At 69.5% G+C, this 21,764-nt stretch carries 23 protein-coding genes; 18 read left to right on the top strand and 5 right to left on the bottom strand.

The annotated features are described in order from the left end of the window. Positions 1–9: 9 nt before the first annotated feature. Positions 10–1,332, bottom strand: coding sequence for a TRAP transporter large permease (locus tag ACG0Z3_RS00305; protein ID WP_394394392.1), 1,323 nt, complete (start codon positions 1,330–1,332; stop codon positions 10–12). Continuing rightward, positions 1,329–1,838, bottom strand: a complete 510-nt coding sequence (locus tag ACG0Z3_RS00300) for a TRAP transporter small permease (RefSeq protein WP_394394391.1) — start codon at positions 1,836–1,838, stop codon at positions 1,329–1,331. Before ACG0Z3_RS00300 ends, ACG0Z3_RS00305 begins: the two co-directional genes overlap by 4 nt. A gap of 147 nt (positions 1,839–1,985) precedes the next feature. On the opposite strand from ACG0Z3_RS00300, the gene ACG0Z3_RS00295 reads away from it, so the two are divergent. After that, positions 1,986–2,894, top strand: a complete 909-nt coding sequence (locus ACG0Z3_RS00295) for a LysR family transcriptional regulator (RefSeq protein WP_394394389.1) — start codon at positions 1,986–1,988, stop codon at positions 2,892–2,894. A 154-nt stretch (positions 2,895–3,048) separates the two neighbouring features. Beyond that, positions 3,049–4,038 carry a Bug family tripartite tricarboxylate transporter substrate binding protein gene (locus ACG0Z3_RS00290; protein WP_394394388.1) on the top strand — a complete coding sequence of 330 codons (990 nt, stop codon included), beginning with the start codon at positions 3,049–3,051 and terminating at the stop codon, positions 4,036–4,038. Positions 4,039–4,087: 49 nt separating this feature from the next. Here the strand turns inward: ACG0Z3_RS00290 and ACG0Z3_RS00285 are convergent, their stop codons facing one another. Then, positions 4,088–4,981, bottom strand: coding sequence for a helix-turn-helix domain-containing protein (locus ACG0Z3_RS00285; RefSeq protein ID WP_394394387.1), 894 nt, complete (start codon positions 4,979–4,981; stop codon positions 4,088–4,090). Positions 4,982–5,087: 106 nt separating this feature from the next. On the opposite strand from ACG0Z3_RS00285, the gene pobA reads away from it, so the two are divergent. Then, positions 5,088–6,260: a 4-hydroxybenzoate 3-monooxygenase gene (gene pobA, locus ACG0Z3_RS00280; RefSeq protein WP_394395347.1), complete on the top strand. Its 1,173-nt coding sequence runs from the start codon at positions 5,088–5,090 to the stop codon at positions 6,258–6,260. Here pobA and ACG0Z3_RS00275 read toward each other — a convergent pair. Beyond that, positions 6,239–7,147: a LysR family transcriptional regulator gene (locus ACG0Z3_RS00275; protein WP_394394385.1), complete on the bottom strand. Its 909-nt coding sequence runs from the start codon at positions 7,145–7,147 to the stop codon at positions 6,239–6,241. The genes pobA and ACG0Z3_RS00275 overlap by 22 nt on opposite strands. Positions 7,148–7,242: 95 nt before the next feature. On the opposite strand from ACG0Z3_RS00275, the gene ACG0Z3_RS00270 reads away from it, so the two are divergent. The 8 genes from ACG0Z3_RS00270 (at position 7,243) to ACG0Z3_RS00235 (ending at position 14,034) form a co-directional block, all read left to right on the top strand. After that, positions 7,243–7,941 carry a substrate-binding domain-containing protein gene (locus ACG0Z3_RS00270; RefSeq protein WP_394394383.1) on the top strand — a complete coding sequence of 233 codons (699 nt, stop codon included), beginning with the start codon at positions 7,243–7,245 and terminating at the stop codon, positions 7,939–7,941. A 35-nt stretch (positions 7,942–7,976) separates the two neighbouring features. Then, positions 7,977–9,005, top strand: coding sequence for an amidohydrolase family protein (locus ACG0Z3_RS00265; RefSeq protein ID WP_394394381.1), 1,029 nt, complete (start codon positions 7,977–7,979; stop codon positions 9,003–9,005). Between the two features lie 2 nt (positions 9,006–9,007). Beyond that, entirely contained in the window at positions 9,008–9,691 is a 684-nt protein-coding gene (ligK, locus tag ACG0Z3_RS00260; protein ID WP_394394379.1) for a 4-carboxy-4-hydroxy-2-oxoadipate aldolase/oxaloacetate decarboxylase, read from the top strand. Positions 9,692–9,697: 6 nt separating this feature from the next. Beyond that, complete coding sequence (locus ACG0Z3_RS00255; RefSeq protein WP_394394378.1) at positions 9,698–10,609, top strand: amidohydrolase family protein; 912 nt, start codon at positions 9,698–9,700, stop codon at positions 10,607–10,609. Positions 10,610–10,757: 148 nt separating this feature from the next. After that, positions 10,758–11,198, top strand: a complete 441-nt coding sequence (gene ligA, locus ACG0Z3_RS00250; RefSeq protein WP_394394377.1) for a protocatechuate 4,5-dioxygenase subunit alpha — start codon at positions 10,758–10,760, stop codon at positions 11,196–11,198. A 2-nt stretch (positions 11,199–11,200) separates the two neighbouring features. Further along, entirely contained in the window at positions 11,201–12,067 is an 867-nt protein-coding gene (locus ACG0Z3_RS00245; protein ID WP_394394376.1) for a class III extradiol dioxygenase subunit beta, read from the top strand. Between the two features lie 10 nt (positions 12,068–12,077). Then, positions 12,078–13,037: a Gfo/Idh/MocA family oxidoreductase gene (locus tag ACG0Z3_RS00240; RefSeq protein WP_394394375.1), complete on the top strand. Its 960-nt coding sequence runs from the start codon at positions 12,078–12,080 to the stop codon at positions 13,035–13,037. Positions 13,038–13,047: 10 nt separating this feature from the next. Continuing rightward, entirely contained in the window at positions 13,048–14,034 is a 987-nt protein-coding gene (locus tag ACG0Z3_RS00235) for an aldo/keto reductase (RefSeq protein WP_394394374.1), read from the top strand. A gap of 22 nt (positions 14,035–14,056) precedes the next feature. Here the strand turns inward: ACG0Z3_RS00235 and ACG0Z3_RS00230 are convergent, their stop codons facing one another. Continuing rightward, positions 14,057–14,962, bottom strand: coding sequence for a LysR family transcriptional regulator (locus tag ACG0Z3_RS00230; RefSeq protein ID WP_394394373.1), 906 nt, complete (start codon positions 14,960–14,962; stop codon positions 14,057–14,059). Between the two features lie 125 nt (positions 14,963–15,087). Here ACG0Z3_RS00230 and ACG0Z3_RS00225 point away from each other — a divergent pair, with 125 nt between their 5' ends. The 7 genes from ACG0Z3_RS00225 to ACG0Z3_RS00195 all read left to right on the top strand — a co-directional run bounded on the left by ACG0Z3_RS00225 (position 15,088) and on the right by ACG0Z3_RS00195 (position 21,509). Then, positions 15,088–15,513, top strand: coding sequence for a GlcG/HbpS family heme-binding protein (locus ACG0Z3_RS00225; RefSeq protein WP_394394372.1), 426 nt, complete (start codon positions 15,088–15,090; stop codon positions 15,511–15,513). Positions 15,514–15,519: 6 nt separating this feature from the next. Beyond that, positions 15,520–16,566 carry an amidohydrolase family protein gene (locus tag ACG0Z3_RS00220; RefSeq protein ID WP_394394371.1) on the top strand — a complete coding sequence of 349 codons (1,047 nt, stop codon included), beginning with the start codon at positions 15,520–15,522 and terminating at the stop codon, positions 16,564–16,566. Continuing rightward, the gene (locus ACG0Z3_RS00215; protein WP_394394369.1) at positions 16,563–17,459 is read left to right on the top strand and encodes a VOC family protein; all 897 of its coding nucleotides are present in this window, start codon (positions 16,563–16,565) and stop codon (positions 17,457–17,459) included. The genes ACG0Z3_RS00220 and ACG0Z3_RS00215 overlap by 4 nt, the downstream gene beginning before the upstream one ends. A gap of 13 nt (positions 17,460–17,472) precedes the next feature. After that, entirely contained in the window at positions 17,473–18,342 is an 870-nt protein-coding gene (locus ACG0Z3_RS00210; RefSeq protein ID WP_394394368.1) for a fumarylacetoacetate hydrolase family protein, read from the top strand. Between the two features lie 108 nt (positions 18,343–18,450). Beyond that, complete coding sequence (locus ACG0Z3_RS00205) at positions 18,451–19,980, top strand: bifunctional 3-(3-hydroxy-phenyl)propionate/3-hydroxycinnamic acid hydroxylase (RefSeq protein ID WP_394394366.1); 1,530 nt, start codon at positions 18,451–18,453, stop codon at positions 19,978–19,980. Further along, the gene (locus ACG0Z3_RS00200; protein ID WP_394394365.1) at positions 19,973–20,608 is read left to right on the top strand and encodes a glutathione S-transferase family protein; all 636 of its coding nucleotides are present in this window, start codon (positions 19,973–19,975) and stop codon (positions 20,606–20,608) included. The genes ACG0Z3_RS00205 and ACG0Z3_RS00200 overlap by 8 nt, the downstream gene beginning before the upstream one ends. A gap of 13 nt (positions 20,609–20,621) precedes the next feature. Next, a complete protein-coding gene (locus ACG0Z3_RS00195) occupies positions 20,622–21,509 on the top strand; it encodes an alpha/beta hydrolase (protein WP_394394364.1) in 888 nt (295 codons plus the stop codon). The last annotated feature ends 255 nt before the right edge of the window (positions 21,510–21,764 follow it).

The raw sequence follows: 21,764 nt of genomic DNA, 5'->3' as shown, positions 1-21,764 counted from the left end.
GTCTAGGTCTTAGGTCAGCAAATGCACGAGCCAGAGGGCCGTGGCGGGGAACCCAATCAGCAGGGCCAGTCGCAGGCCGTCAGTGATCAGGAAGGGCACGACGCCCTTGTAGGTCTCGACCATGGGCACATCACGCGCCAGGCCGTTCATGATGTAGACGTTCAGCCCCACGGGCGGAAAGATCATGCCGATCTCGCAGACCGTCAGGATCAGGATGCCGAACCACAGCGCCTTGTCCGCGCCGCCCAGACCGAAGAAGTCCATGCCCATGATGACGGGAAACAGGGTGGGCACCGTGAGCAGGATCATGCTCATCTCGTCCATCACGCAGCCCAGCAGCACGTAGAAAACCATCACGCCGGCCATCACCATCAGCGGCGAGATCTGCAGGTGGCTCACAACATCGGCCAGCTGCGCGGGCAACTGTGACAGCGCGAGCGCCGCGTTGATCATGTCGGCACCGATGAAGATCAGGAAGATCATGCCGCTGGTCTGGGCCGTCGTGCGAACGGCGGCAACGAACTTCGCGCGGTCCATCTCGCGGCGGATCAGCGTGATCGCACAGGTCAGCACGTTGCCGATGGCCGCGCCCTCCGTGGCCGTGAACAGGCCGCCGTAGATGCCGCCAAACACGACGGCGAAGATGGTGACGATGGGCCAGACCTTGAGGCCGGCCGCGACCACCTCGGCGCGCGACGCAGCCTGGGCCGGCGGCGCGTCCTGCGGGTTCAGCCGCACCATCACCGCGATCGCGATGATGTAGCCCACGGCCGCGATCAGCGCCGGCACATAGGCGGCGAGGAACATCTTGGTGATGTTCTGCTCGGTCAGGATGGCGTAGACCATCAACGTGACCGACGGCGGCAGCAGCACACCCATCGTGCCGCCCGTGGCCAGCGCCGCCGTGGACAGCCGCCCCGAGTAGCCGATGCGGCGCATCTGCGGGTAGGCGACCTGGGCGATGGTGGCGGTGGTCGCGACCGTCGAGCCCGAGATGGAACCGAAGGCCGCGCAGGCCAGCACGCCGGCCATCGCCATACCGCCGCGGAAGCGCCCAAGCAACGCATTCGCGAAGTCGAACAAGGCCTTGGACAGCCCGCCCTGCACGGCGACCGCGCCCATCAACATGAACAGCGGGATGACGGACAGGTCGTACACCGACACGCGGCCGTAGACGGCGCCCTTCAGGTGCGCCAGCAACGGATCAAATCCCGACAGGAAGATGTAGCCCAGCGCGCCGGGCATGAACATCGCGATCGCAATGGGCACGCGCACCGCCATCAGCACCAGCATGGCGCCGAACATCGACAGGCCAATGGACATCGTGCTCATGCGACGCCCTCCCCGCGCAGCTGCGCCACCGCCTGCACGGCGCCGATGACGACGCACAGGCTCAGCCCGGGCAGCATCAGCAGGTAGGGAATCCACAGCGGCAGATCCATCAGCATGGAGCGCTCCTGCGACGCCTGCATGGACAGGCCGCCCGCCGCCACACGCCAGGTGATAAGCGCGACGACGGCCGTGTAGAGCAGCGTGCCGAAGGCATCCATGCGGCGCTGGGTGGCTGCACGCGCGCCGCTGGTGAAGAAGTCCACGATGATGTTGGCGCGGCGGAACTGCGTGTAGGGCAGGAAGCTCGCCACGACGATGGCGCCCCCCAGCTGCACCAGCTCAACGTCCCCCAGGATGGGGTGGGCGAAGAAGGCGCGCCCGATGACGCTGACCGTGGTCATCAGCGCGACGGCGCTGAGCACCAGCGCGCCCAGTGCGGCGCTCGCGTCGCAAAGCCATTCCAGTCGGCGCATGGACGGCTGCGCGCCGAGGTTGTGTGAAGTCAACGAAGTCTCCTCAAGCGGCCGCTGCGGTGGCGGCGTGGTCCCGATGTCTTGATCCACGTCAAGATGCGGCGGCAGTCTAGGAATGGCGGTCGACGGCCAGAAGATGATGGGCAGGAGGTCGCGATAACCGATGGTTATCATGAAGCCATGAAGCTGACCCATCTGCGCGCTCTGGTGGCGGCCATCGACCAGGGCAGCCTGCGCGCGGCAGCGCGCCAGCTGGGCGTGTCGCAGCCGGCGCTGACCAAGATGCTGCGCGAGCTGGAGCGCGAGCTGGCAACGACGCTGCTGCTGCGCTCCACGACCGGCGTGCTGGCCACCGCGCAGGGCATGGTGCTCTATGAGCGGGCGCTCGCCGCCGACCGCGAGCTGACGCAGGCGGTGGAGCAGATCCAGCAGCTTGGCGGCCGCATGACGGGGTCGCTCGCCATCGGCGCCGTGCCGCTGGCCGTGATGCTGTTGGTGCCCGAGACGCTGCGCACCTTCGGCCGCGAGTTCCCGCAGATCCAGCTACGCATCTTCGAAGAGCTTTACATCGAGCAATTGACGCGGCTGCGCAAGGGCGAGGTGGACATCGCGCTGGGCCCGCTGCCCGAGCACCTGCCGGCTGGCGAGTTCGTCGTCGAGACGCTGATGCCCATCGACATGGTCATCATCGTGCGCAAGGGCAACCCGGCAGCACGCGCGCGACAGCTGGCCGACCTGGCCGAGCTTCCCTGGGTCTACACCGGCGCGACGGCCGATTCGGGCTACGCCAAGATCCTGTTCGAGAGCCATGGCCTGAAGCCGCCGCCGGCCGGCGCGCTCGTGAACTCCACGCTCGGCCTGCTGTCGCTGATCGCCAGCGGCAACTACATCGGCCTGCTGCCGCGCCAGATTGCGCAGCACCCGTTCGCACGCCAGTACCTGGAGGTCGTGCCCGTCGCGGAGGGCCCACTCAAGCTGACGGTGGTGGCGCTGGCCCGCACCGACACGGCCGTCAAGCCCAGCGTGCGCCACTTCATGGCCCACCTGCACCGCGCGGCCCATCATCTGACCCAGGCCGACGCGGGCTGAGTGGCCCGGTCGCCATGCCGGCGCCGCATAACAGCTAGCGTCACCCTCCGCTTGTGGGCCGGGGGCCGGTTCCGAAAAATCGACCCAGCACCAGGCCCATACGCGCGTGGCGCATCACGCCCGAGAGCGATTCAGACAACAACCGGAGACGACGATGAGGCTGAAGACCCTGGGCGCACGCCGCAGCGTGCTGGCTGGCTTGGCCCTGTTGCTGGGCCTGGCAGGCCCGGCCTTGGCAACGGACTTCCCCAACAAGCCCGTGCGCATCCTGACGCCCTTCCCCGCCGGTTCCGGGCCCGAGACCGTGTTGCGCCTGCTGGCCGAGAAGCTGCAACGCCGCTGGGGCAAGCCCGTCATCGTCGAGAACCGGCCGGGCGCCAACGGCTTCATCGCGATCGACGCATTCAAGCGAGGCGCGACCGACGGCACCGACCTGATCCAGCTCGACAACGTTCACCTCGTCGCCTACCCGCACCTGTTCCGCAAGCTGCCCTACGACCCGGCGCGCGACTTCGAGCCCGTGGCGCCGCTGTTCCGTACCTACTTCTTCGTCGCGGTCGGCGCGGCCAGCCCGTACAAGACGGTGGGCGACATCCTGGCCGACGCCAAGGCCCATCCGGGCGAGCTGAACTACGGCTCTTGGTCGGTCGGCAACCCGGTGCACCTGGGCTCGGCGCTGCTGGAGGCCATGAGCGGCACGCAGATGCAGCACGTCGTCTACAAGGAAACCTCGCTGCTGTATGCCGGCGTCGCCAGCGGTGAGCTGCGCTGGGCGCTGGGATCGCTGGCCACGGCCGGCCCGCTGCAGCGGGCCGGCAAGCTACGTTTCATCGCCGTGACCGCGCCGCAGCGCCATCCGGCCTTCCCGGACCTGCCCACCGTGGCCGAGTCGCGCGGCCCGGCGGGCTACGAGGTGACGGGCTGGACCACCATCGCCGCGCCCAAGCAGCTGCCCAAGGCTGTGGCCGACAAGATCAACGCCGACATCGCTGCGGCCCTGGCAGAGCCCGACATCAAGGACCGCTACGCCGCGCTGGGCTACGAGCCCTTCCCGACGACGCGCGAGCGCTTCCATGCCTTCATCGCGTCGGAGTCGGCGAAATACGCCGACGTCATCCAGCGGGCCAAGGTGGCGCTGGACTGACTCGTCTCGCCGGGCGCGCCGGCACGGATGCCACGCGGCGCCACGCAGACTAGATGCGTGTGTCACGCCACTGCCTGGGCGACAGCCCCGTCAAGCGGCGGAAGAAGCGCGTGAAGTAGGCCGGGTCCGAGAAGCCCAGCGCGTCGGCAACCTGCCGCACCTGCAGCGTCGTGTAGCCCAGTTCTCGCTTGGCCTCCAGCAGCAGGCGCTGGTGCACCAGCGCCAGCGCCGAGCAATGCAGGTGGCTGCGGCAGATGCGGTTCATCTGCGCTGCCGTGATGCCCAGCGGCTCAACCAGCCTCGCCACTTCAGGATGGCTGCGGAAGTGCTGCTCCACCTGCTCCCGGTAGCGAGCCAGGTGCATGGCGGGCCGCCCCTCCGGCGCGACCTGTGCCGTCGCGGGCACCAGGCGCGGCTGGCGCGCCACCAGTGAGGCCAGCAGCAGGGCAGCCCCCTCCAGCGCCTGGCCACGCCAGCGCTGCGTGTCGTGGTACTCCTGCCCCAGCCCCGCCACCAGCGGCTGCAGGGCCTGGAATGCGGGGCCCTGCCGGGCCAGCCGCAAGGCGCGCGGATGCTCCAGCGCCGCCCATGCCCCACTGCGGGCCGCCACGCGCTCGCGCAACCAGTCCCGCTCCAGCGTGACGACATGACCTGAGGTGTCCGGCTCGAACTGGAAGCCATGGATGGTCAGCGGCGGCACCCACACCAGCGCCGGCGCGGCCAGGGCCAGCCGGTGGCTGTCGATCTGCACCAGGGCCCGCCCGCGGACGATGAGCAGCAATTGCATCAGGCCGCCATGCCGGTGCAGGCCGATTTCCCAATTGTGCAAGCGGCTTCGGTCCGAGATGGACTCCACATGCAGCCCATCCAGCGCCGCATCCCTTCCAAGCTCGCCATACAGCTCGTACAGCGGCGGCCTGACATCCTGGTGCCTGTCTTTCATGGGTTCGGATTGTGCAATTGCTGGCCGGGTCCGTGCATTCCTCCACGGCCCCGTCAGGCCTACGCTGTCGTGCATCGAATAACACCAAGGACGAGACATGAAGGCAGTGAGAACGCAGGTACTCATCGTCGGCGCAGGCCCCTCCGGCCTGCTGCTGGGCCAGTTGCTGAGCAGGGCCGGCGTGGACAACCTGATCCTGGAGCGACAGACCGGCGACTACGTGCTCGGCCGCATCCGCGCTGGCGTGCTGGAACAGACGACCGTCGACCTGCTGGAGCACGCCGGCGTGGGCGCGCGCATGCATGCCGAGGGGCTGGTGCACCATGGTTTCGAGCTGACCTTCGACGGCCAGCGGCATCACATCGACCTGAACCGGCTGACGGGTGGCCAGTCGGTCATGGTGTACGGGCAGACCGAGGTGACGCGAGACCTGATGCAAGCCCGCGCGGCGTCCGGCGCGCAGACGCTGTACTCGGCGTCCGACGTGGCGCTGTTCGGCTTCGACGGTGACCAGCCCGGCGCGCGCTGCACGGTGGACGGCGAGCGCCTGGAGATCCGCTGCGACTACATCGCCGGTTGCGACGGCTATCACGGCGTCAGCCGCGCCAGCGTGCCGCCCGACGCGATACGCACGCACGAGAAGCTCTACGCCTTCGGCTGGCTGGGCCTGCTCAGCGACACGCCGCCGGTCGGGCCCGAGCTGATCTACGGCCGCCACGAACGCGGCTTCACGCTGTGCAGCATGCGCTCCGCCACGCGCAGCCGCTACTACCTGCAGGTGCCGCTGACCGAGCAGGTCGGCGACTGGAGCGACGAGCGATTCTGGGACGAACTGCGTTCACGCCTGGACCCGGCCGCCGCCGCCGCGCTGGTGACCGGCCCGTCGCTGGAGAAGAGCATCGCGCCGCTGCGCAGCTTCGTCGCCGAGCCCATGCGCTTCGGCCGGCTGTTCCTCGCCGGCGACGCGGCCCACATCGTGCCGCCCACCGGCGCCAAGGGGCTGAACCTGGCGGCGTCCGACGTGCACTACCTGTCGCAGGCGCTGATCGAGCATTACCGCGAGCGCAGCGAGGCCGGCATCGAGCACTACTCGGCGCGCTGCCTGTCGCGCATCTGGAAGGCCGAGCGCTTCTCCTGGTGGTTCACCGGCCTCATGCACCAGTTGCCGCACGAGCCCGAGATCGACGCCAGGCTGCGCCGCGCGGAGCTGGAGTACCTGGTCAGCTCGGACGCCGCCATGGCGGCGATGGCGGAGAACTACGTCGGGCTGCCATGGTGAGACCCCGGCTCGCGCACCAGCTTCATCAGCAGCGCCGCCGTGCGCTGCGTCAGCGGCGTGGAGCGCTTCAGAGCCGGCGTGACCAGGCACAGCGTGGTCCGCACATCCACCCCCTTGAACGACGTGACGGCCAGGCGCTCCGGGTGCTCGAAGGCGCGCAGCGCGTCCTCGCCCAGCGCAGCATGGCCCAGGCCGGCGGCCACCAGGTCAAGGATGGCGGGCACGCTGGACACCTCCCACTGCACGCGCAGCGGCACGCCGGCCATCGCGGCGGCCTCCTCCATGCGCTTGCGGAACACCTGGCCGCGCTGCGGCATCACCAGCGGCAGGCGCGACAGCTGCTCCAGCGTCACCGGGCCGCGCGGCGCCTCCTTGACGGGGCTCAGCAGCTGCAGCGCCTCTTCCCGCAACGGCAGGATCTCCAGCGCCGGCATAGCCTCGGGGTTGTAGACCAGCGCGAGGTCCGCGCGACCGGACACCAGCCACTCGGTGACATGCGTGGAGAAGCCCTCCGTGATGACCAGCCGCGCACGCGGGCAGCTGGCGGCGAAGCCCTCGATCAGCGGCAGTGTCAGCAGCCGGGCCTGCGTGGGCGGCATGGCCACGACGATCTGGCCGACGGGCTCGTTGCGGTGTGCGCCGAGATCCTCGCGCGCCTGCGTCACCAGGTGCAGGATGCCCTGACCATGCTCCAGCAGCCGGCGCCCCGCCTCGGTCAGCGCCACGCCGCGGCCGTTGCGCAGAAACAGGGTCTCGTGCAGCTCGATCTCCAGCGCCCTCACCTGCCGACTCAGCGCTGGCTGGGCCACGCCCAGTACCAGCGCCGCCTTGCTGAAGCTGCCGTGCTCGGCCACCTGGATGAAGTACTCGATCTGGTTCAGGGTCATGCCCCCATCTTGGCAGATGCCATGCCGCGCCGCTATATCTGCTAGCCGCAGCCAGACCTAGCCTGATAGGACTGCACTGCGAAAAATCGCTCCCCATGAGTGCAGCTCTCACCCTGATCTCGTCCATGGCCACGCGCCACCTGCTGGCCGCGCTAGCGCAGGCGCATGCACAGGCCGGCGCACCGGCCACGCACCTGCAATCCCTGGGCGGCGTGGATGCCGCGCGGCGCGTGCAAGAAGGCGAGGCCGTCGACGTGGTGGTGCTGGCCAGCGACGCTATCGCCAAGCTACTGGCCGCCGGCTGCCTGCGGCCCGGCAGCGTGCGCCCCATCGCCGACTCCAGCATGGCCATCGCCGTGCGCGCCGGCGGCACGCCACCGGACGTCAGCGGCGAGGCCGCGCTGCGGGCCACGCTGCTTCAGGCGCGCCGCATTGGCTACTCCACGGGCCCCAGCGGCACTGCGCTGCTACAGCTGTTCGAGCAGTGGGGCCTGGCTGGCACGCTGAAAGACCGCCTCGTGCAGGCCCGCCCCGGTGTGCCGGTGGGCCAGCTCGTCGCCGACGGCGAGGCGGAGATCGGCTTCCAGCAGTTCAGCGAGCTGATGGACGTCGGCGGCATCACGATGCTGAGCATGCCGCCCGAGCTGGACATCGTCAGCCGCTTCAGCGGCGCCGTCGCGGCCAGCGCCGCGCAGCCTGCCGCCGCGCAGGCGCTGCTGGACTTCATGGCCAGCCCGGCCACCGCAGCACTCAAGCGACAGCACGGCATGCGCCCCGTGCCCGCGCTGCACTGATTCACCGAACACGCAACGACCCCGAGACCCTGCCCATGATCATCGACGTCCACGGCCACTACACGACCGCGCCAGCCGCCCTGGGCGCCTGGCGCGACCTGCAGATCGCCGGCCTGAAAGACCCGTCCAAGGCACCCAGCGCCAGCAGCCTGAAGATCAGCGACGACGAGCTGCGCGAGTCCATCGAGACCAACCAGCTCAAGCTGATGAAGCAGCGCGGCTCGGACCTGACCATCTTCAGCCCGCGCGCCAGCTTCATGGCCCACCACATCGGCGACTTCAACACCTCCGCCACCTGGGCCGCCATCTGCAACGAGCTGTGCTTCCGCGTGGCTCAGCTCTTCCCCGACCACTTCGTGCCCGCGGCCATGCTGCCGCAGTCGCCCGGCGTGGATCCGGCCACCTGCATCCCAGAGTTGGTGAAGTGCGTGGAGCAGTACGGCAACGTCGGCATCAACCTCAACCCCGATCCGTCTGGCGGCCACTGGACCAGCCCGCCGCTGACCGACCGCCACTGGTACCCCGTCTACGAAAAGATGGTCGAGTACGACATCCCCGCGATGATCCACGTCTCCACCAGTTGCAACGCCTGCTTCCACACCACGGGCGCCCACTACCTGAACGCCGACACCACGGCCTTCATGCAGTGCCTGACGGGTGATCTGTTCAAGGACTTCCCGACGCTGAAGTTCCTGATTCCCCACGGCGGCGGCGCCGTGCCTTACCACTGGGGGCGCTTTCGCGGCCTCGCGCAGGAGCTCAAGAAGCCGCTGCTGGACGAGCACCTGCTGAACAACATCTTCTTCGACACCTGCGTCTACCACCAGCCGGGCATCAACCTGCTGACCGACGTGATCCCAGTCAAGAACATCCTGTTCGCCAGCGAGATGATCGGCGCCGTGCGCGGCGTCGACCCGCAGACAGGCCACTACTACGACGACACCAAGCGCTACGTCGAGGCCACGGCCAACCTCACCGACGAGGAGCGCCAGCTGGTGTACGAGGGCAATGCCCGCCGCGTGTTCCCGCGCCTGGACGCGCAACTGAAAGCCAAGGGACTCTGACCATGTACGAACTCGGTGTCGTCTACCGCAACATCCAGCGCGCCGACCGCGCGGCAGCCGACGGCCTGGCCGCGCTGGGTTCCGCCACTGTCCACGAGGCCATGGGCCGCGTGGGCCTGCTCAAGCCCTACATGCGCCCCATCTATCCGGGCGCGCAAGTGTCCGGCACGGCCGTCACCGTGCTGCTGCATCCGGGTGACAACTGGATGATGCATGTCGCGGCCGAACAGATCCAACCCGGCGACATCGTCGTCGCCGCCATCACCGCCGAGTGCACGGACGGCTACTTCGGAGACCTGCTGGCCACGTCCTTCCAGGCCCGCGGCGCGCGCGCGCTGGTCATCGACGCCGGCGTGCGCGACGTGAAGACGCTGCAGCAGATGGGCTTCCCGGTCTGGAGCAAGTGCATCAGCAGCAAGGGCACGATCAAGGCCACCATCGGCTCGGTCAACATCCCGGTGGTCTGCGCCGGGATGTGGGTCACGCCGGGCGACGTCATCGTCGCGGACGACGACGGCGTCGTCTGCGTGCCCGCGGCGCGTGCCGTCGAGACGCTGGAGGCCGCCGCCAAGCGCGAGAGCTTCGAGGGCGAGAAGCGCGACAGGCTGGCGTCCGGCGTGCTGGGGCTGGACATGTACAAGATGCGCGAGCCGCTGGCGAAAGCCGGCCTGCGCTACATCGACTGAGCTGACATGACATTCACCAAGACCCCTGGCTGGCTGGACTGGTACGCCGACCCGATCAAGCCGCGCTTCCAGGTACCGGCTGGCGCCGTCGACGCGCACTGCCACGTGTTCGGCCCTGGCGCGCAGTTCCCGTTCGCGCCTGAGCGCAAGTACACGCCCTGCGACGCCAGCAAGGATCAGCTGTTCGCGCTGCGAGACCGCCTCGGCTTTGCGCGCAACGTCATCGTGCAGGCCACCTGCCACGGTGCCGACAACCGCGCCATGGTCGATGCCTGCCGGGCCTCAGGCGGCAAGGCTCGCGGCGTGGCCACGGTGAAGCGCAGCATCAGCGATTCCGAGCTGCAGGAGCTGCACGAGGCCGGCGTGCGCGGCGTGCGCTTCAACTTCGTCAAGCGGCTGGTGGACTTCACGCCCAAGGACGAGCTGATGGAGATTGCCGGCCGCATCCACAAGCTCGGCTGGCATGTCGTCATCTACTTCGAGGCCGTCGACCTGCCCGAGCTGTGGGACTTCTTCACCGCGCTGCCCACCACGGTTGTCGTCGACCACATGGGCCGCCCGGACGTCAGCAAGCCCGTGGACGGCCCCGAGTTCGAGTTGTTCCTGCGCTTCATGCGCGAGCACGGCAACGTGTGGAGCAAAGTTAGCTGCCCCGAGCGGCTGTCCGTCACAGGCCCACGCGCGCTGGACGGCGAGCAGGCAGCCTACCGCGACGTCGTCCCGTTCGCGCGCCGCGTCGTCGAGGCCTTCCCGGACCGCGTGCTGTGGGGCACCGACTGGCCCCACCCCAACCTCAAGGACCACATGCCCGACGACGGCCTGCTGGTGGACTTCATTCCGCACATCGCGCCCACCACCGAGCTGCAGCGCAAGCTGCTCGTCGACAACCCGATGCGCCTCTATTGGCCGGAAGAATGACCCCCCGTCCAAGGCGTACCTTGGCCGGTTCCACGAGGGGACGGCGATGCTCGCGGCGTTGAGCCGCCAGCACATCGCCATGGCGGGCTGGTTTGGGACCGGCCCAGCGCTCGGCCCGCAGCGAACACTGAAATCCAAGGGACACCCCATGCCACTTGAAAAGTCCTATCTCGACATCCCAGGCACCACCATCTTCGACGCCGAGCAGTCCCGCAAGGGCTACTGGCTCAACCAGTTCTGCATGTCGCTGATGAAGGCCGACAACCGCGCCCGCTTCAAGGCGGACGAGCGCGCCTATCTCGACGAGTGGCCGATGACCGACGCCCAGAAGGCCGCCGTGATGGCGCGCGACCTCAACGAGTGCATGCGCCTGGGCGGCAACATCTACTTCCTCGCAAAGATCGGCGCCACCGACGGCAAGAGCTTCCAGCAGATGGCCGGCAGCATGACCGGCATGACCGAAGAGGAGTACCGCAACATGATGGTGGCCGGTGGACGCTCCATCGAAGGCAACCGCCGCATCGGCGAGGACGGCGACGCCCAGGCGCACCGCCAGCCCCAAGGCCAGGCCGGCCAGGAGAGGAAGTAACCGTGGCCCGCATCACCGCTTCCGTCTACACGTCCCACGTGCCCGCCATCGGCGCGGCGCTGGATCTTGGCAAGACCGCCGAACCCTACTGGCAACCCCTGTTCGCCGGCTACGACTTCTCCAAGCGCTGGTTCACCGAGAACAAGCCAGACGTCGTCTTCCTCGTCTACAACGACCACGCGACGGCCTTCAGCCTCGACTTCATCCCCACCTTCGCCATCGGCACCGCAGCCCGCTTCGAGCCCGCCGACGAGGGCTGGGGCCCGCGCCCGGTGCCCCCCGTGATCGGCCACCCCGACCTGGCTGCGCACATCGCGCACAGCGTCATCCAGGACGACTTCGACCTCACCATCGTCAACCGCATGGACGTCGACCATGGCCTCACCGTGCCGCTGTCGCTGATGTGCGGCCAGCCCGACCCGGTGCAGGGTGCCTGGCCCTGCACGGTCATCCCGTTCGCGGTCAACGTCGTGCAATACCCGGTGCCGTCGGGCCGGCGCTGCTTCATGCTGGGCCAGGCCATCCGCCGCGCCGTCGAGTCCTACGGGCCCGACCTGAACGTGCAGATCTGGGGTACCGGCGGCATGAGCCACCAGTTGCAGGGCCCGCGCGCCGGCCTCATCAACCGCGAGTGGGACAACCGCTTCCTGGATCGCCTCATCGCCGAGCCCGACGCGCTGTCCCAGGTCAAGCACGACGAGTACGTGCGCGAGGCCGGCTCCGAGGGCATCGAGCTCGTCATGTGGCTGATCGCCCGCGGCGCGATGGCCGACATCAACGGTGGTGCGGCCCCCAAGGTCGCGCACCGCTTCTATCACGTGCCCGCGTCGAACACGGCGGTGGGCCATCTGATTCTCGAGAACTCCTGAGGAACCGCTTATGAGCAAGACCATCCGCGTGGCCCTGGCCGGCGCCGGCGCCTTCGGCATCAAACACCTGGACGGCATCAGCAACATCGACGGCGTCGAGGTCGTCTCACTGATCGGCCGTGACCTGGCCAAGACCCAGGAAGTCGCCACGAAGTACGGCATCGGTCATGTGACGACCGAGCTCGCCGACAGCCTCGCGCGGCCCGAGGTCGACGCCGTCATCCTGTGCACGCCCACGCAGATGCACGCCAGCCAGACGCTGGCCTGCCTGAAGGCCGGCAAGCATGTACAGGTCGAGATCCCGCTGTGCGATGTGCTGGCCGATGGCGAGGAAGTCGTTCAGGTGGCCCAGGCCTCGGGCCTGGTGGCCATGTGCGGCCACACGCGGCGCTTCAACCCCAGCCACCAGTGGGTGCACAAGAAGATCGCCGCCGGCGACTTCAACATCCAGCAGATGGACGTGCAGACCTACTTCTTCCGTCGCACCAACATGAACGCGCTGGGCCAGCCGCGCAGTTGGACCGACCATCTGCTGTGGCACCACGCCGCCCACACGGTGGATCTGTTCGCCTACCAGGCCGGCAGCCCCGTCGTGCAGGCCCATGCCATGCAGGGCCCGGTCCATCCGCAGCTGGGCATCGCGATGGACATGAGCATCCAGCTCAAGGCTGCCAACGGCGCGATCTGCACGCTGAGCCTGTCCTTCAACAACGACGGCCCGCTGGGCACCTTCTTCCGCTACATCGGCGACACCGGCACCTACATCGCCCGCTACGACGACCTCGTCAACGGCAAGGAGGAGAAGATCGACGTGTCGCAGGTGGACGTGTCCATGAACGGCATCGAGCTGCAGGACCGCGAGTTCTTCGCCGCCATCCGCGAGGGTCGCGAGCCCAATGGCAGCGTGTCCCAGGTACTGCCCTGCTACCGCGTGCTGCACCAGCTCGAGCAGCAGCTCAACGCGGCGTGAAGACCCGCCCATGAAGACCCGGAAGATCGGTCCCTTCGACGTCTCGGCCGTCGGCCTGGGCTGCATGAACCTGAGCCACGCCTACGGCGTGCCGCCGCCCCGACCCGTGGCTGCGGCGGTGCTGCACGCGGCGCTGGAACAGGGCATCACGCTGTTCGACACGGCGGCGCTCTACGGTTTCGGCGCCAACGAGGCGTTGGTGGGCGAGGTGCTGGCCACGCACCGCGAGCGCATCGTGCTGACCAGCAAATGCGGCATGCACGGCGTCAACGGGCAGCGCGTCATCGACGGCCGGCCCGACACGATCCGCAGCAGCGTCGAGGCCAGCCTGACGCGGCTCAGGACCGACGTCATCGACGTGCTCTACCTGCACCGCCTGGATCCGGCCGTGCCGGTGGAGGACAGCGTGGGTGCCATGGCGCAGCTGGTGCAGCAGGGCAAGGCCCGCGCGCTGGGCCTGTCGGAGGTGTCGGCCGCCACGCTGCGACGCGCGCATGCCGTGCACCCTATCGCCGCGGTGCAGAGCGAGTATTCGCTGTGGACCCGCAACCCCGAGATCGCCGCGCTGCAGGCCTGCCGCGAACTGGGCACCGCCTTCGTGGCCTTCAGCCCGCTGGGCCGCGGCTTCCTGGGCGGCAAGCTGCGCAGCGTGCAGGGGCTGGAGCCCAAGGACATCCGCCGCGCGATGCCGCGCTTTGCACCTGAGCACTTCGCGGCCAACCTGCCGCTGCTGGACGCCTTCGACCAGGAAGCCGCCTCGTTGGGCTGCACGGCCGCGACGCTGGCAGTGGCCTGGCTGCTGCATCAGGGCGATGACATCGTGCCCATCCCGGGCACGGCCCGCCCCGAGCATGTGCGGGATCTGGCGCTGGCCCCGCGCCTGCCGCTGGACGCGGCCACGCTACGGCGCCTGGACGCGCTGATCAACCCACGCACCGTGCACGGCGCGCGCTACAACGCCGCGACGCAAGCCGAAATCGACACCGAGGAGTTCTAGGGCCGTTGGCCCGGCGGCTGGCTCAGACGGCGAACAACCGCTGGATGCCGGCCCGCAGCCACACGGTGCCCGAATCCTTGTGCGCGCGGCGGTGCCAGAACTGGTGTACCGGGATCACCGGCGCCCGCACCGGCGTCTCCACGATGCGCAGCTCCGCATAGCGGGAGCAGATGTCGGCAAGGTCGCGCGGCACCGTGGCGATGAGGTCGCTGCTCTCGATGATGGGCGGCAGGCTCATGAAGTGTGAGATCTCCAGCGCCACATCGCGCTTGAGGCCCTGCTGCTGCAGGTACTGCTCGAACACATGCGCCCGCCCCTCCGGCTTGACGAGCACGTGGCGCATGCCGAGGTAGGCGTCCACCGTCAACGGCTCGCTACCGACGCCCGGGTGGTTGCGCCGCACGATGCAGACATGGTGGTTGTCGAACAGCTTCTGGCGGAAGAACTCGGCACTGTCCAGATCCGGAAAGTAGCCCAGCGCCAGGTCCGCCGCGCCTGAGGCCAGCGCCTCTGACGCCGCCAGCCGCGGGCGCGACACCACACGCAGCCGCAGCCGCGGCGCGGCCTGCACCAGATGCTCCAGCAGGGGTGGCACGAAATGCATCTCGCCGATGTCCGGCGTGATCAGCGTGAACGTGCGCTCGCTGGTGGTGGGGTCGAACTCGGCGCTGTTGAGGATCTCGGTCTTCACCGTCTCCACGACACGCCGTACATGCGGCGCCAGCGCCTGCGCGCGCAGCGTGGGCTCCATGTGGCTGCCCGTCTTGACGAACAGCGGGTCGCCAAACAGCGCACGCAGCCGGTTCAGCGCCGCGCTCATCGCGGGCTGGCTCAGGCCGATGGCCTCGCCGGCACGGGTCACGCTGCGGTGCTCCGCCATTGCATCAAAGCTCACCAGCAGATTCAGGTCGACCTTTGATATATCCATTTCGTGGATTCTAAATATCCACACCATCATCTGGATGAATTGAAACCGATTTTCTAGAGTCGCCTCCCATGCCAAGCAATGCCTCGCGCCCCAAGCGCCAAGAGGCTCACCCGGAGACGACACCCATGAGCACGCTGACCCTGGCGCAGGCCAACACCCTGCTGGCCGCCGCACTGGCTGCCGCCCGCGCGGCGGGCCACGCCCCCATGGCCGTCGTCGTGTTGGACGAGGCCGGCCACCTGAAGGCCGCACAGCGCGAGGACGGCGCCAGCATGTTCCGCATCGACATCGCCACGGGCAAGGCCTGGGGTGCCGTCGCGATGGGCGCCTCCAGCCGCGTGCTGGCCGAGCGCGCCAAGGGCAACCCGAACTTCTTCACGACGCTGGCGGACACCGCGAAGGGCCGCTTCCTGCCGCAGACCGGCGCCGTGCTCATCCGGGACGGCTCGGGCCGCCTCCTCGGCGCGGTCGGGGCATCCGGCGGCAGCGGCGACGAGGACGAGGCGATCTGCATCGCCGGTGTGGCAGCCACCGGCCTGGTCGCCGGCTGAGCGGCCATGTCGCTTCGAGCCTGTGCCTGCCGCGGCATCGACGTGCATGCGCACGTCGTGCCCGAGCACTTCCCGGCCTACCTCGGCGCGCAGGTGCCGGCGTCATGGCCGTCCACCGTCGCGGCGCCCAACCAGGGCGGCCTGTGCCATCGCCACGTGATGATCGCCGGCAAGCAGTACCGCACCGTCTCCGAGAAATGCTGGAGCACGCCGCGCCGCCTGGCCGACCTGCCCGGCATGGGCCTGGCGCGGCAGGTGATCTCGCCCATGCCCGAGCTGCTCAGCTACTGGCTGGAGGCCCGTGACGCCCAGCCGCTGCTGCGCTACCTGAACGAGCAGACCGCCGCGATGGCGGCCGACAGCGGCGGCGCGCTGCTGGGTCTGGCCGCCGTGCCGCTGCAGGATCTGGACCTCGCCATCGCCGAGCTGCGACACGCCGTGCAGGCGCTGGGCCTCGTCGGCGTGGAGCTGGGCAGCAACGTCAACGGCGTGCCCATCGGCGACCCGCGCTTCCTGCCGTTCTTCCAGGCCTGCGAGGCAATGGACGTGCCGGTCTTCGTGCACGCACTCAAGCCCACCGGCATGGACCGCCTCGTCGGCCCCGCGCCGCTGCAACAGGTGCTCGCCTACCCGAGCGACGTCGGCCTGGCCGCCGCCTCCGTCATCACCGCCAACCTGCTGCTGGCCTGCCCGCGGCTGCGCATCGCCTTCAGCCACGGCGGCGGCACGCTGGCGATGCTGCTGCCACGGCTGCAGCAAGGCTGGCAGGTATTTCCGGCGCTGCGCGACCAGGTGCGCGAGGCGCCCGTCGATCAGGCGCGCCGGCTGTTCTTCGACACGCTGGTGTTCGACGACGCAACGCTGCGCCACCTCGTCGAGCGCTTCGGCCCAGGTCAGCTGATGCTGGGCAGCGACCACCCCTTCAACTTCCATGACCGCACGCCGGCCCAGCGTGTCGAGGCCGCCGGCTTCGACGACGTCACGGTGGCCGCGCTGCTGCATGGCAATGCCGAGCGCTTCCTCGGCCTCACTCCCAAGGTGCTTTCTTCATGAGTTCACGCTGGATCAGCGGGCTGCGCAGTGTGGCCCTGGACGTGCCGGACCTGGCGCGTGCCGAAACCTTCTACACCGACATCTGGCGCCTGAGGGTCGCCGCGCGCACGGCCGATGCGCTCTACCTGCGCGGCACCGGTGCCGACCACCACCTGCTGGCACTGCACTCGGCCGACCGGCTCGCCATCCGCCACGTCACGCTGCGTGCCCGCAGCGAGGCGGCGCTGGCAGACGTTGCCCGGGCCGCAGTCGACGCGGGCGGGCGCGTGCAGCAAGCCCTGGCCCCCATCGCCGAGCCAGGCGGCGGCCTCGGCCTCACCGTGCGCGACCCCCACGGCCGGCTGTTCCAGGTCGTCCACGGCGACACGCAGCACGCCGACACCACCGGCGAGCCCGACCGCCCCAGCCGCCTCGCGCACACCGTGCTGAACAGCCACGCGGTGGAGGACAGCCGCGCGTGGATCGAGCGGGCGCTGGGCTTCACGCTGGCGGACCGCACACGCATCATGGCCTTCCTGAACTGCGCCAGCGACCACCACACGCTGGCCCTGGGAGACGCCGACAACGACGCGCTCAACCACATCGCCTTCGTCATGCCGGATGTCGACGCCGTCATGCGCGGCGGCGGCCGCATGCGCGATGCCGGCCACGCCATCGAGTGGGGCCCGGGCCGCCACGGCCCAGGCAACAACGCCTTCAACTACTTCATCGGCCCCTTCGGCGAGGTCATCGAATACACGGCCGAGGTCGAGCAGATTGATGACAGCTACCGCCCCGGTGGCCCTACCGATTGGACCTGGCCGCCCGGCCGTGTCGACCAATGGGGCATCTCCGCCCCGCCCAGCGCCGCGCTGAAAGCCGCGCAGCGCAGCGTCTTCTTCATCCCGACCTGAGGCCCTTCCCGCCATGAAATTCACCACCTTTGCCACCGCCGACGGCCGCACCCGCCTGGGCCTCGTCGACGGCCAGAACGTCATCGACCTGAACGCCGCCCAGCCCCAGGTACCGGCCGACCTGCGCGCCGCGCTGGCCGCGAGCGTGGATCTCGCGGCCGCCGCCACGGCGGCGCTGGCAAGCAACGCCCCGCGCGTGCCGCTGGTCAGCCTGACGCTGGCGCCGCTGGTGCCCGAGCCCGGCAAGACCATCTGCCTGGGCCTGAATTACTACGACCACGCCAAGGAAGGCGGCCGCGAGAAGCCCGAGTACCCGTGGTTCTTCTTCCGGGGAAAAAGCTCGCTGATTGGCCACGGCGCCGCCGGCCAGCTGCCGCGCGTGTCAGAGAAATTCGACTACGAGGCCGAGCTGGCCCTCGTCATCGGCGCCACCGTGCCGCGCCACGTCAGCCAGGCCGACGCGCTGCAGTACGTGTTCGGCTACACCTGCTTCAACGACATGTCGGTGCGCGACTACCAGAAGCGCACCCCGCAGTGGACGATCGGCAAGAACTTCGACGCCACCGGCGGCTTCGGCCCGGTGCTGATCACGGCCGACGAACTGCCCCCCGGCGCCACCGGCCTGCGCATCCAGAGCCGGCTCAACGGCCAGGTCATGCAGGATGCCTCCACCACCGACATGATCTGGAGCGTCGCCGAGACCATCGCGCTGCTGTCCGACTGCATGACGCTGGAGCCGGGCGACGTCATCGTCATGGGCACGCCGGCAGGTGTGGGCCAGGCGCGCACGCCTCCTGTGTGGATGAAGGACGGCGACGTCATCGAGATCGAGATCGAGCGCATCGGCACGCTGGTCAACCCCATCCGCCGGGAAGAGGGCTGAGCCATGACCATCGAGAAAGCCGCAGCGGGGCCAGCACCGGGCCGCTACCAAGCGGCCCCGCATCCCCTCGGGGGATCGGGCGCCGTACCCAGCGACCGCGGGGCTGACATGCACGACGTCGCCATCGTTGGTTTCGGGCCTTCGGGGGCCGTAGCCGCCGCCCTGCTGGGCCAGGCCGGCTTCAAGGTGTTCGTGGCCGACCGTGCCCACGAGGTCTACGACCGCCCGCGCGCGATCGCGCTGGACCATGAGGTGCTGCGCGTGTTCCAGCAGCTCGGCGTGGTCGAGCAGGTCGAGCCCTTCACCGAGCCTTTCACCGACTCCTGCTACTACGGTGTCGACGGCGCGCTGATCCGCCGCATGACCATGGTGGCGCCGCCCTACCCGCAGGGCCACACGCCGTCGGTCGTGTTCACGCAGCCACCGGTGGAGGAAGTGCTTCGCCGCGCCGTCGCCGCAATGCCCTCGGTCATCATCAGCACCGGGCTGACCGTGTTCGACTTGCAGCAAGCCGACGACCAGGCGGTGCTGCACTGCCGTGCCGAGGACGGCAGCGAGCACCCGGTGCGCGCCCGCTACGTGATCGGCTGCGACGGTGCGTCCAGCACCGTACGAGAACTCGTCGGCATCACGCTGCGGGACCTGGCCTTCGACGAGCCCTGGCTGGTCGTCGACGTGCTCGCCAACGCACAGGGCTTGGCCAAGCTGCCCATCACCAGCGTGCAGTACTGCGAGCCCGACCGGCCCTGCACCTACGTGATCGGCCCCAAGAACCACCGCCGCTGGGAGATCTCGCTGAAGCCCGGCGAGGACCCCAAGGCCGTCGTCGAGGATGCAGCGACCTGGGCACTGCTGTCGCGCTGGCTCACGCCCGCTGACGGCACGCTATGGCGCCAGGCGGCTTACCGCTTCCATGCGCTGGTGGCCGAGCGCTGGCGCGTGGGCCGCGTCTTCATCGCCGGCGATGCGGCCCACCAGCAGCCGCCTTTCCTCGGCCAAGGAATGTGCCAGGGCGTACGCGACGTCGTCAACCTCGCGTGGAAGCTGGCTGCCGTGCTGCGCGGCGACGTGCAGGGCCTGGCGGCCGATGCGCTGCTGGACAGCTACAGTCTGGAGCGCGGTGCGCACGTGACCGAGCTGACGACGCGGCTCAAGGGCATAGGCACCGTCATCTGCGAGCGCGACGTCGACGCAGCGCGTGCGCGCGACCGCCAGATGCTGGCCGAGGGCGTGGCGCCCCGGCCGCGCCAGGACATGCTGCCTCGCCTGAGCATCGGCCTGCTGCACGCCAGCGCCGCTGCCGGCAGCCTGGCACCCCAGCCCTGGCTGCTGCAGCAGGGCCGGCGCGTGCGCATGGACGATCTGCTGGGCTGTGGCTGGCGGCTGCTGGTGGCAGCCGCCAGCCACCTGGGCGGTGCCACGCCGGCGCAGGCGAGCGCGCTGCAACTGCAGACGCTGCACCTGGGTGACGGTGACGGCTGCGTGGCCGAGGCCGAGGGCGTCATGGCGCGCTGGTTCGCGGCGCAGGGCTGCACCGCTGTGCTGCTGCGCCCCGACCACTACGTCTACGGCACGGCTGGCGACGCGGCGGGCCTGCGCGCGCTGCTGGACGGCGCGGTGGCAGCGCTTCATGGCTGACGGCCTCGTGCTGTGGGCCGCGCCGGGCGCCTGCTCGCGCATCAGCCTGACCGCGCTGCTGCATTGCGGCCAGGCCTTTCGGCTCGCCGGCGTGACCCTGGCACGCGGCGAGCAGCTGCGCCCCGACTACCTCGCGCTGAACCCCAAGGGCAAGGTGCCGCTGCTGCAGACACCGCACGGTCCGCTCACCGAGACCCTGGCCATCGTCTGCTGGCTGGACGAGCAGCACCCGCTGGCCGGCCTGCTGCCCCGGGCCGGCTGGCCCCGCGCCCAGGCGCTGAGCTGGCTAGCCTTCGTCAACGCCGGCCTGCATCCGCTGCTGTACCGCGCGCGCATGCCGCAGCGCATCCACGCCGACACCGGCGCGCACGCCGGCGTGCGCGAGGCGGCGCTGGCCGAACTGCAGGCGCAGCTCCAGGTGGCCGAGGACACACTGGCCGACGGTCGGGCCTGGCTGATGGGGCCGCACTGGTGCATCGCCGACGAGGCGCTGGGCTGGCTGTGGACGCGCGCGCTGCAAAGCGGCCTGGCGCCCGGCCCCTTTGCCGCCGTGGCGGCGCTGGCCGACCGGCTGGCAGCCCAGCCCACCCACCAGGACGCGCTGCGGGCCGAAGCCGCGCTCCACTGATACTCATCCCGCCATGACCACCGTCCCCCAAGCCATCGCCGCCCGGCTGGCCGAGCTCGGCAGCAACGCCGCCCTGCCCGACGTGCAGGCACTGTATGCGCCGTTGCTCGCCCGGCAAGCCACCGAGGGCGTGCTGCACGTCGCGTCACAGCGCTACGGCGCGCACGAGCGCCAGGTGCTGGACGTGTACCGCCCGACGGCCGACGCCGCCGCGCCACGCCCGCTGCTGCTGTTCTTCCACGGTGGCGGCTTCATCCGCGGCGACAAGGCGCACAAGGCCAACATCGGCTGGCACCTGGCACGCCACGGCATCGTCACCGTGCTGCCAAACTACCGCCTCGCGCCAGAACACCGCTGGCCCGCCGGTCCCGAGGACGTGGCGGCCGCCGTGGCCTGGGCGCGTGCGCACGCGGCGTCGCTGGGCGCCGACCCGCAGCGCATCGTGCTGATGGGTGAATCGGCCGGTGCTGCGCATGTGGCGGCGGCCGTGCTGCTGCGGCGCTTCGGACTAGACGACCTCCGCGGCGCCATCCTCGCCTCCGGCCCCTACAACGCGCGGCTAGAGCGGCTGTCGCGCGCAGCCTTCGGCGTCGCGACACCGGACCCGCGCAACGATGCCTATTTCGGCACCGATGACCCTGACGCACTGGCCGCGATGAGCATCGTCGAACAGGTCGATGCCGCCCCCCTGCCGCTGCTCATCAGCTACGCCGAGCGCGACCTCGTGCAAATGCAGGTGCAGGCGGGCGAGCTGTTCGCACGGCTGGCAGGGCGGCATGGCTTCAGGCCCGAGCTGCAAGTCATTGCGCAGCACAACCACTTCTCGCAGACGCTGGCCGTCAACACCGGTGACGCCAGCCTCAGCGGCCTGATGCTGGACTTCATCGCGCGCCACGCCTGAGCCACGGCAGGCCTCGCAGCCGCGCCCTCGCGTGGCCAGGCCGCCTCGGTGTTTTCCCCTGAAACCACGCCCTGCGGGCGCCCCATGGGCCCGCCACGCCCCGGCCGCCCGGCCTCGACCAACGTCATCCACCAAATGGATTCAGAGAATTCACTTCATCCCCTGGATGAATAAATAGCCTGTCCATAGACTGGCCCGCAACAGATCAAAAGACCCGCCCGCAACGCCGCAGGGCGAGGTCCACAGGAGACAAGC

The sequence above is a fragment of the Pelomonas margarita genome (assembly GCF_043555875.1).
GTDB classification, from domain to species: Bacteria; Pseudomonadota; Gammaproteobacteria; order Burkholderiales; family Burkholderiaceae_C; genus Pelomonas; species Pelomonas margarita.
This window is presented reverse-complemented; position numbering and strand designations above follow the sequence as displayed.

Excerpts from the sequence above, each read along its gene's own strand:
- ACG0Z3_RS00305 (WP_394394392.1), bottom strand. The coding sequence starts at position 1,332 with ATGAGCACGATGTCCATTGGCCTGTCGATGTTCGGCGCCATGCTGGTG.
- ACG0Z3_RS00295 (WP_394394389.1), top strand. The coding sequence starts at position 1,986 with ATGAAGCTGACCCATCTGCGCGCTCTGGTGGCGGCCATCGACCAGGGC.
- ACG0Z3_RS00290 (WP_394394388.1), top strand. The coding sequence starts at position 3,049 with ATGAGGCTGAAGACCCTGGGCGCACGCCGCAGCGTGCTGGCTGGCTTG.
- ACG0Z3_RS00285 (WP_394394387.1), bottom strand. The coding sequence starts at position 4,981 with ATGAAAGACAGGCACCAGGATGTCAGGCCGCCGCTGTACGAGCTGTAT.
- ACG0Z3_RS00275 (WP_394394385.1), bottom strand. The coding sequence starts at position 7,147 with ATGACCCTGAACCAGATCGAGTACTTCATCCAGGTGGCCGAGCACGGC.
- ACG0Z3_RS00270 (WP_394394383.1), top strand. The coding sequence starts at position 7,243 with ATGAGTGCAGCTCTCACCCTGATCTCGTCCATGGCCACGCGCCACCTG.
- ACG0Z3_RS00265 (WP_394394381.1), top strand. The coding sequence starts at position 7,977 with ATGATCATCGACGTCCACGGCCACTACACGACCGCGCCAGCCGCCCTG.
- ligK (WP_394394379.1), top strand. The coding sequence starts at position 9,008 with ATGTACGAACTCGGTGTCGTCTACCGCAACATCCAGCGCGCCGACCGC.
- ACG0Z3_RS00255 (WP_394394378.1), top strand. The coding sequence starts at position 9,698 with ATGACATTCACCAAGACCCCTGGCTGGCTGGACTGGTACGCCGACCCG.
- ligA (WP_394394377.1), top strand. The coding sequence starts at position 10,758 with ATGCCACTTGAAAAGTCCTATCTCGACATCCCAGGCACCACCATCTTC.
- ACG0Z3_RS00240 (WP_394394375.1), top strand. The coding sequence starts at position 12,078 with ATGAGCAAGACCATCCGCGTGGCCCTGGCCGGCGCCGGCGCCTTCGGC.
- ACG0Z3_RS00235 (WP_394394374.1), top strand. The coding sequence starts at position 13,048 with ATGAAGACCCGGAAGATCGGTCCCTTCGACGTCTCGGCCGTCGGCCTG.
- ACG0Z3_RS00230 (WP_394394373.1), bottom strand. The coding sequence starts at position 14,962 with ATGGATATATCAAAGGTCGACCTGAATCTGCTGGTGAGCTTTGATGCA.
- ACG0Z3_RS00225 (WP_394394372.1), top strand. The coding sequence starts at position 15,088 with ATGAGCACGCTGACCCTGGCGCAGGCCAACACCCTGCTGGCCGCCGCA.
- ACG0Z3_RS00220 (WP_394394371.1), top strand. The coding sequence starts at position 15,520 with ATGTCGCTTCGAGCCTGTGCCTGCCGCGGCATCGACGTGCATGCGCAC.
- ACG0Z3_RS00215 (WP_394394369.1), top strand. The coding sequence starts at position 16,563 with ATGAGTTCACGCTGGATCAGCGGGCTGCGCAGTGTGGCCCTGGACGTG.
- ACG0Z3_RS00210 (WP_394394368.1), top strand. The coding sequence starts at position 17,473 with ATGAAATTCACCACCTTTGCCACCGCCGACGGCCGCACCCGCCTGGGC.
- ACG0Z3_RS00205 (WP_394394366.1), top strand. The coding sequence starts at position 18,451 with ATGCACGACGTCGCCATCGTTGGTTTCGGGCCTTCGGGGGCCGTAGCC.
- ACG0Z3_RS00200 (WP_394394365.1), top strand. The coding sequence starts at position 19,973 with ATGGCTGACGGCCTCGTGCTGTGGGCCGCGCCGGGCGCCTGCTCGCGC.
- ACG0Z3_RS00195 (WP_394394364.1), top strand. The coding sequence starts at position 20,622 with ATGACCACCGTCCCCCAAGCCATCGCCGCCCGGCTGGCCGAGCTCGGC.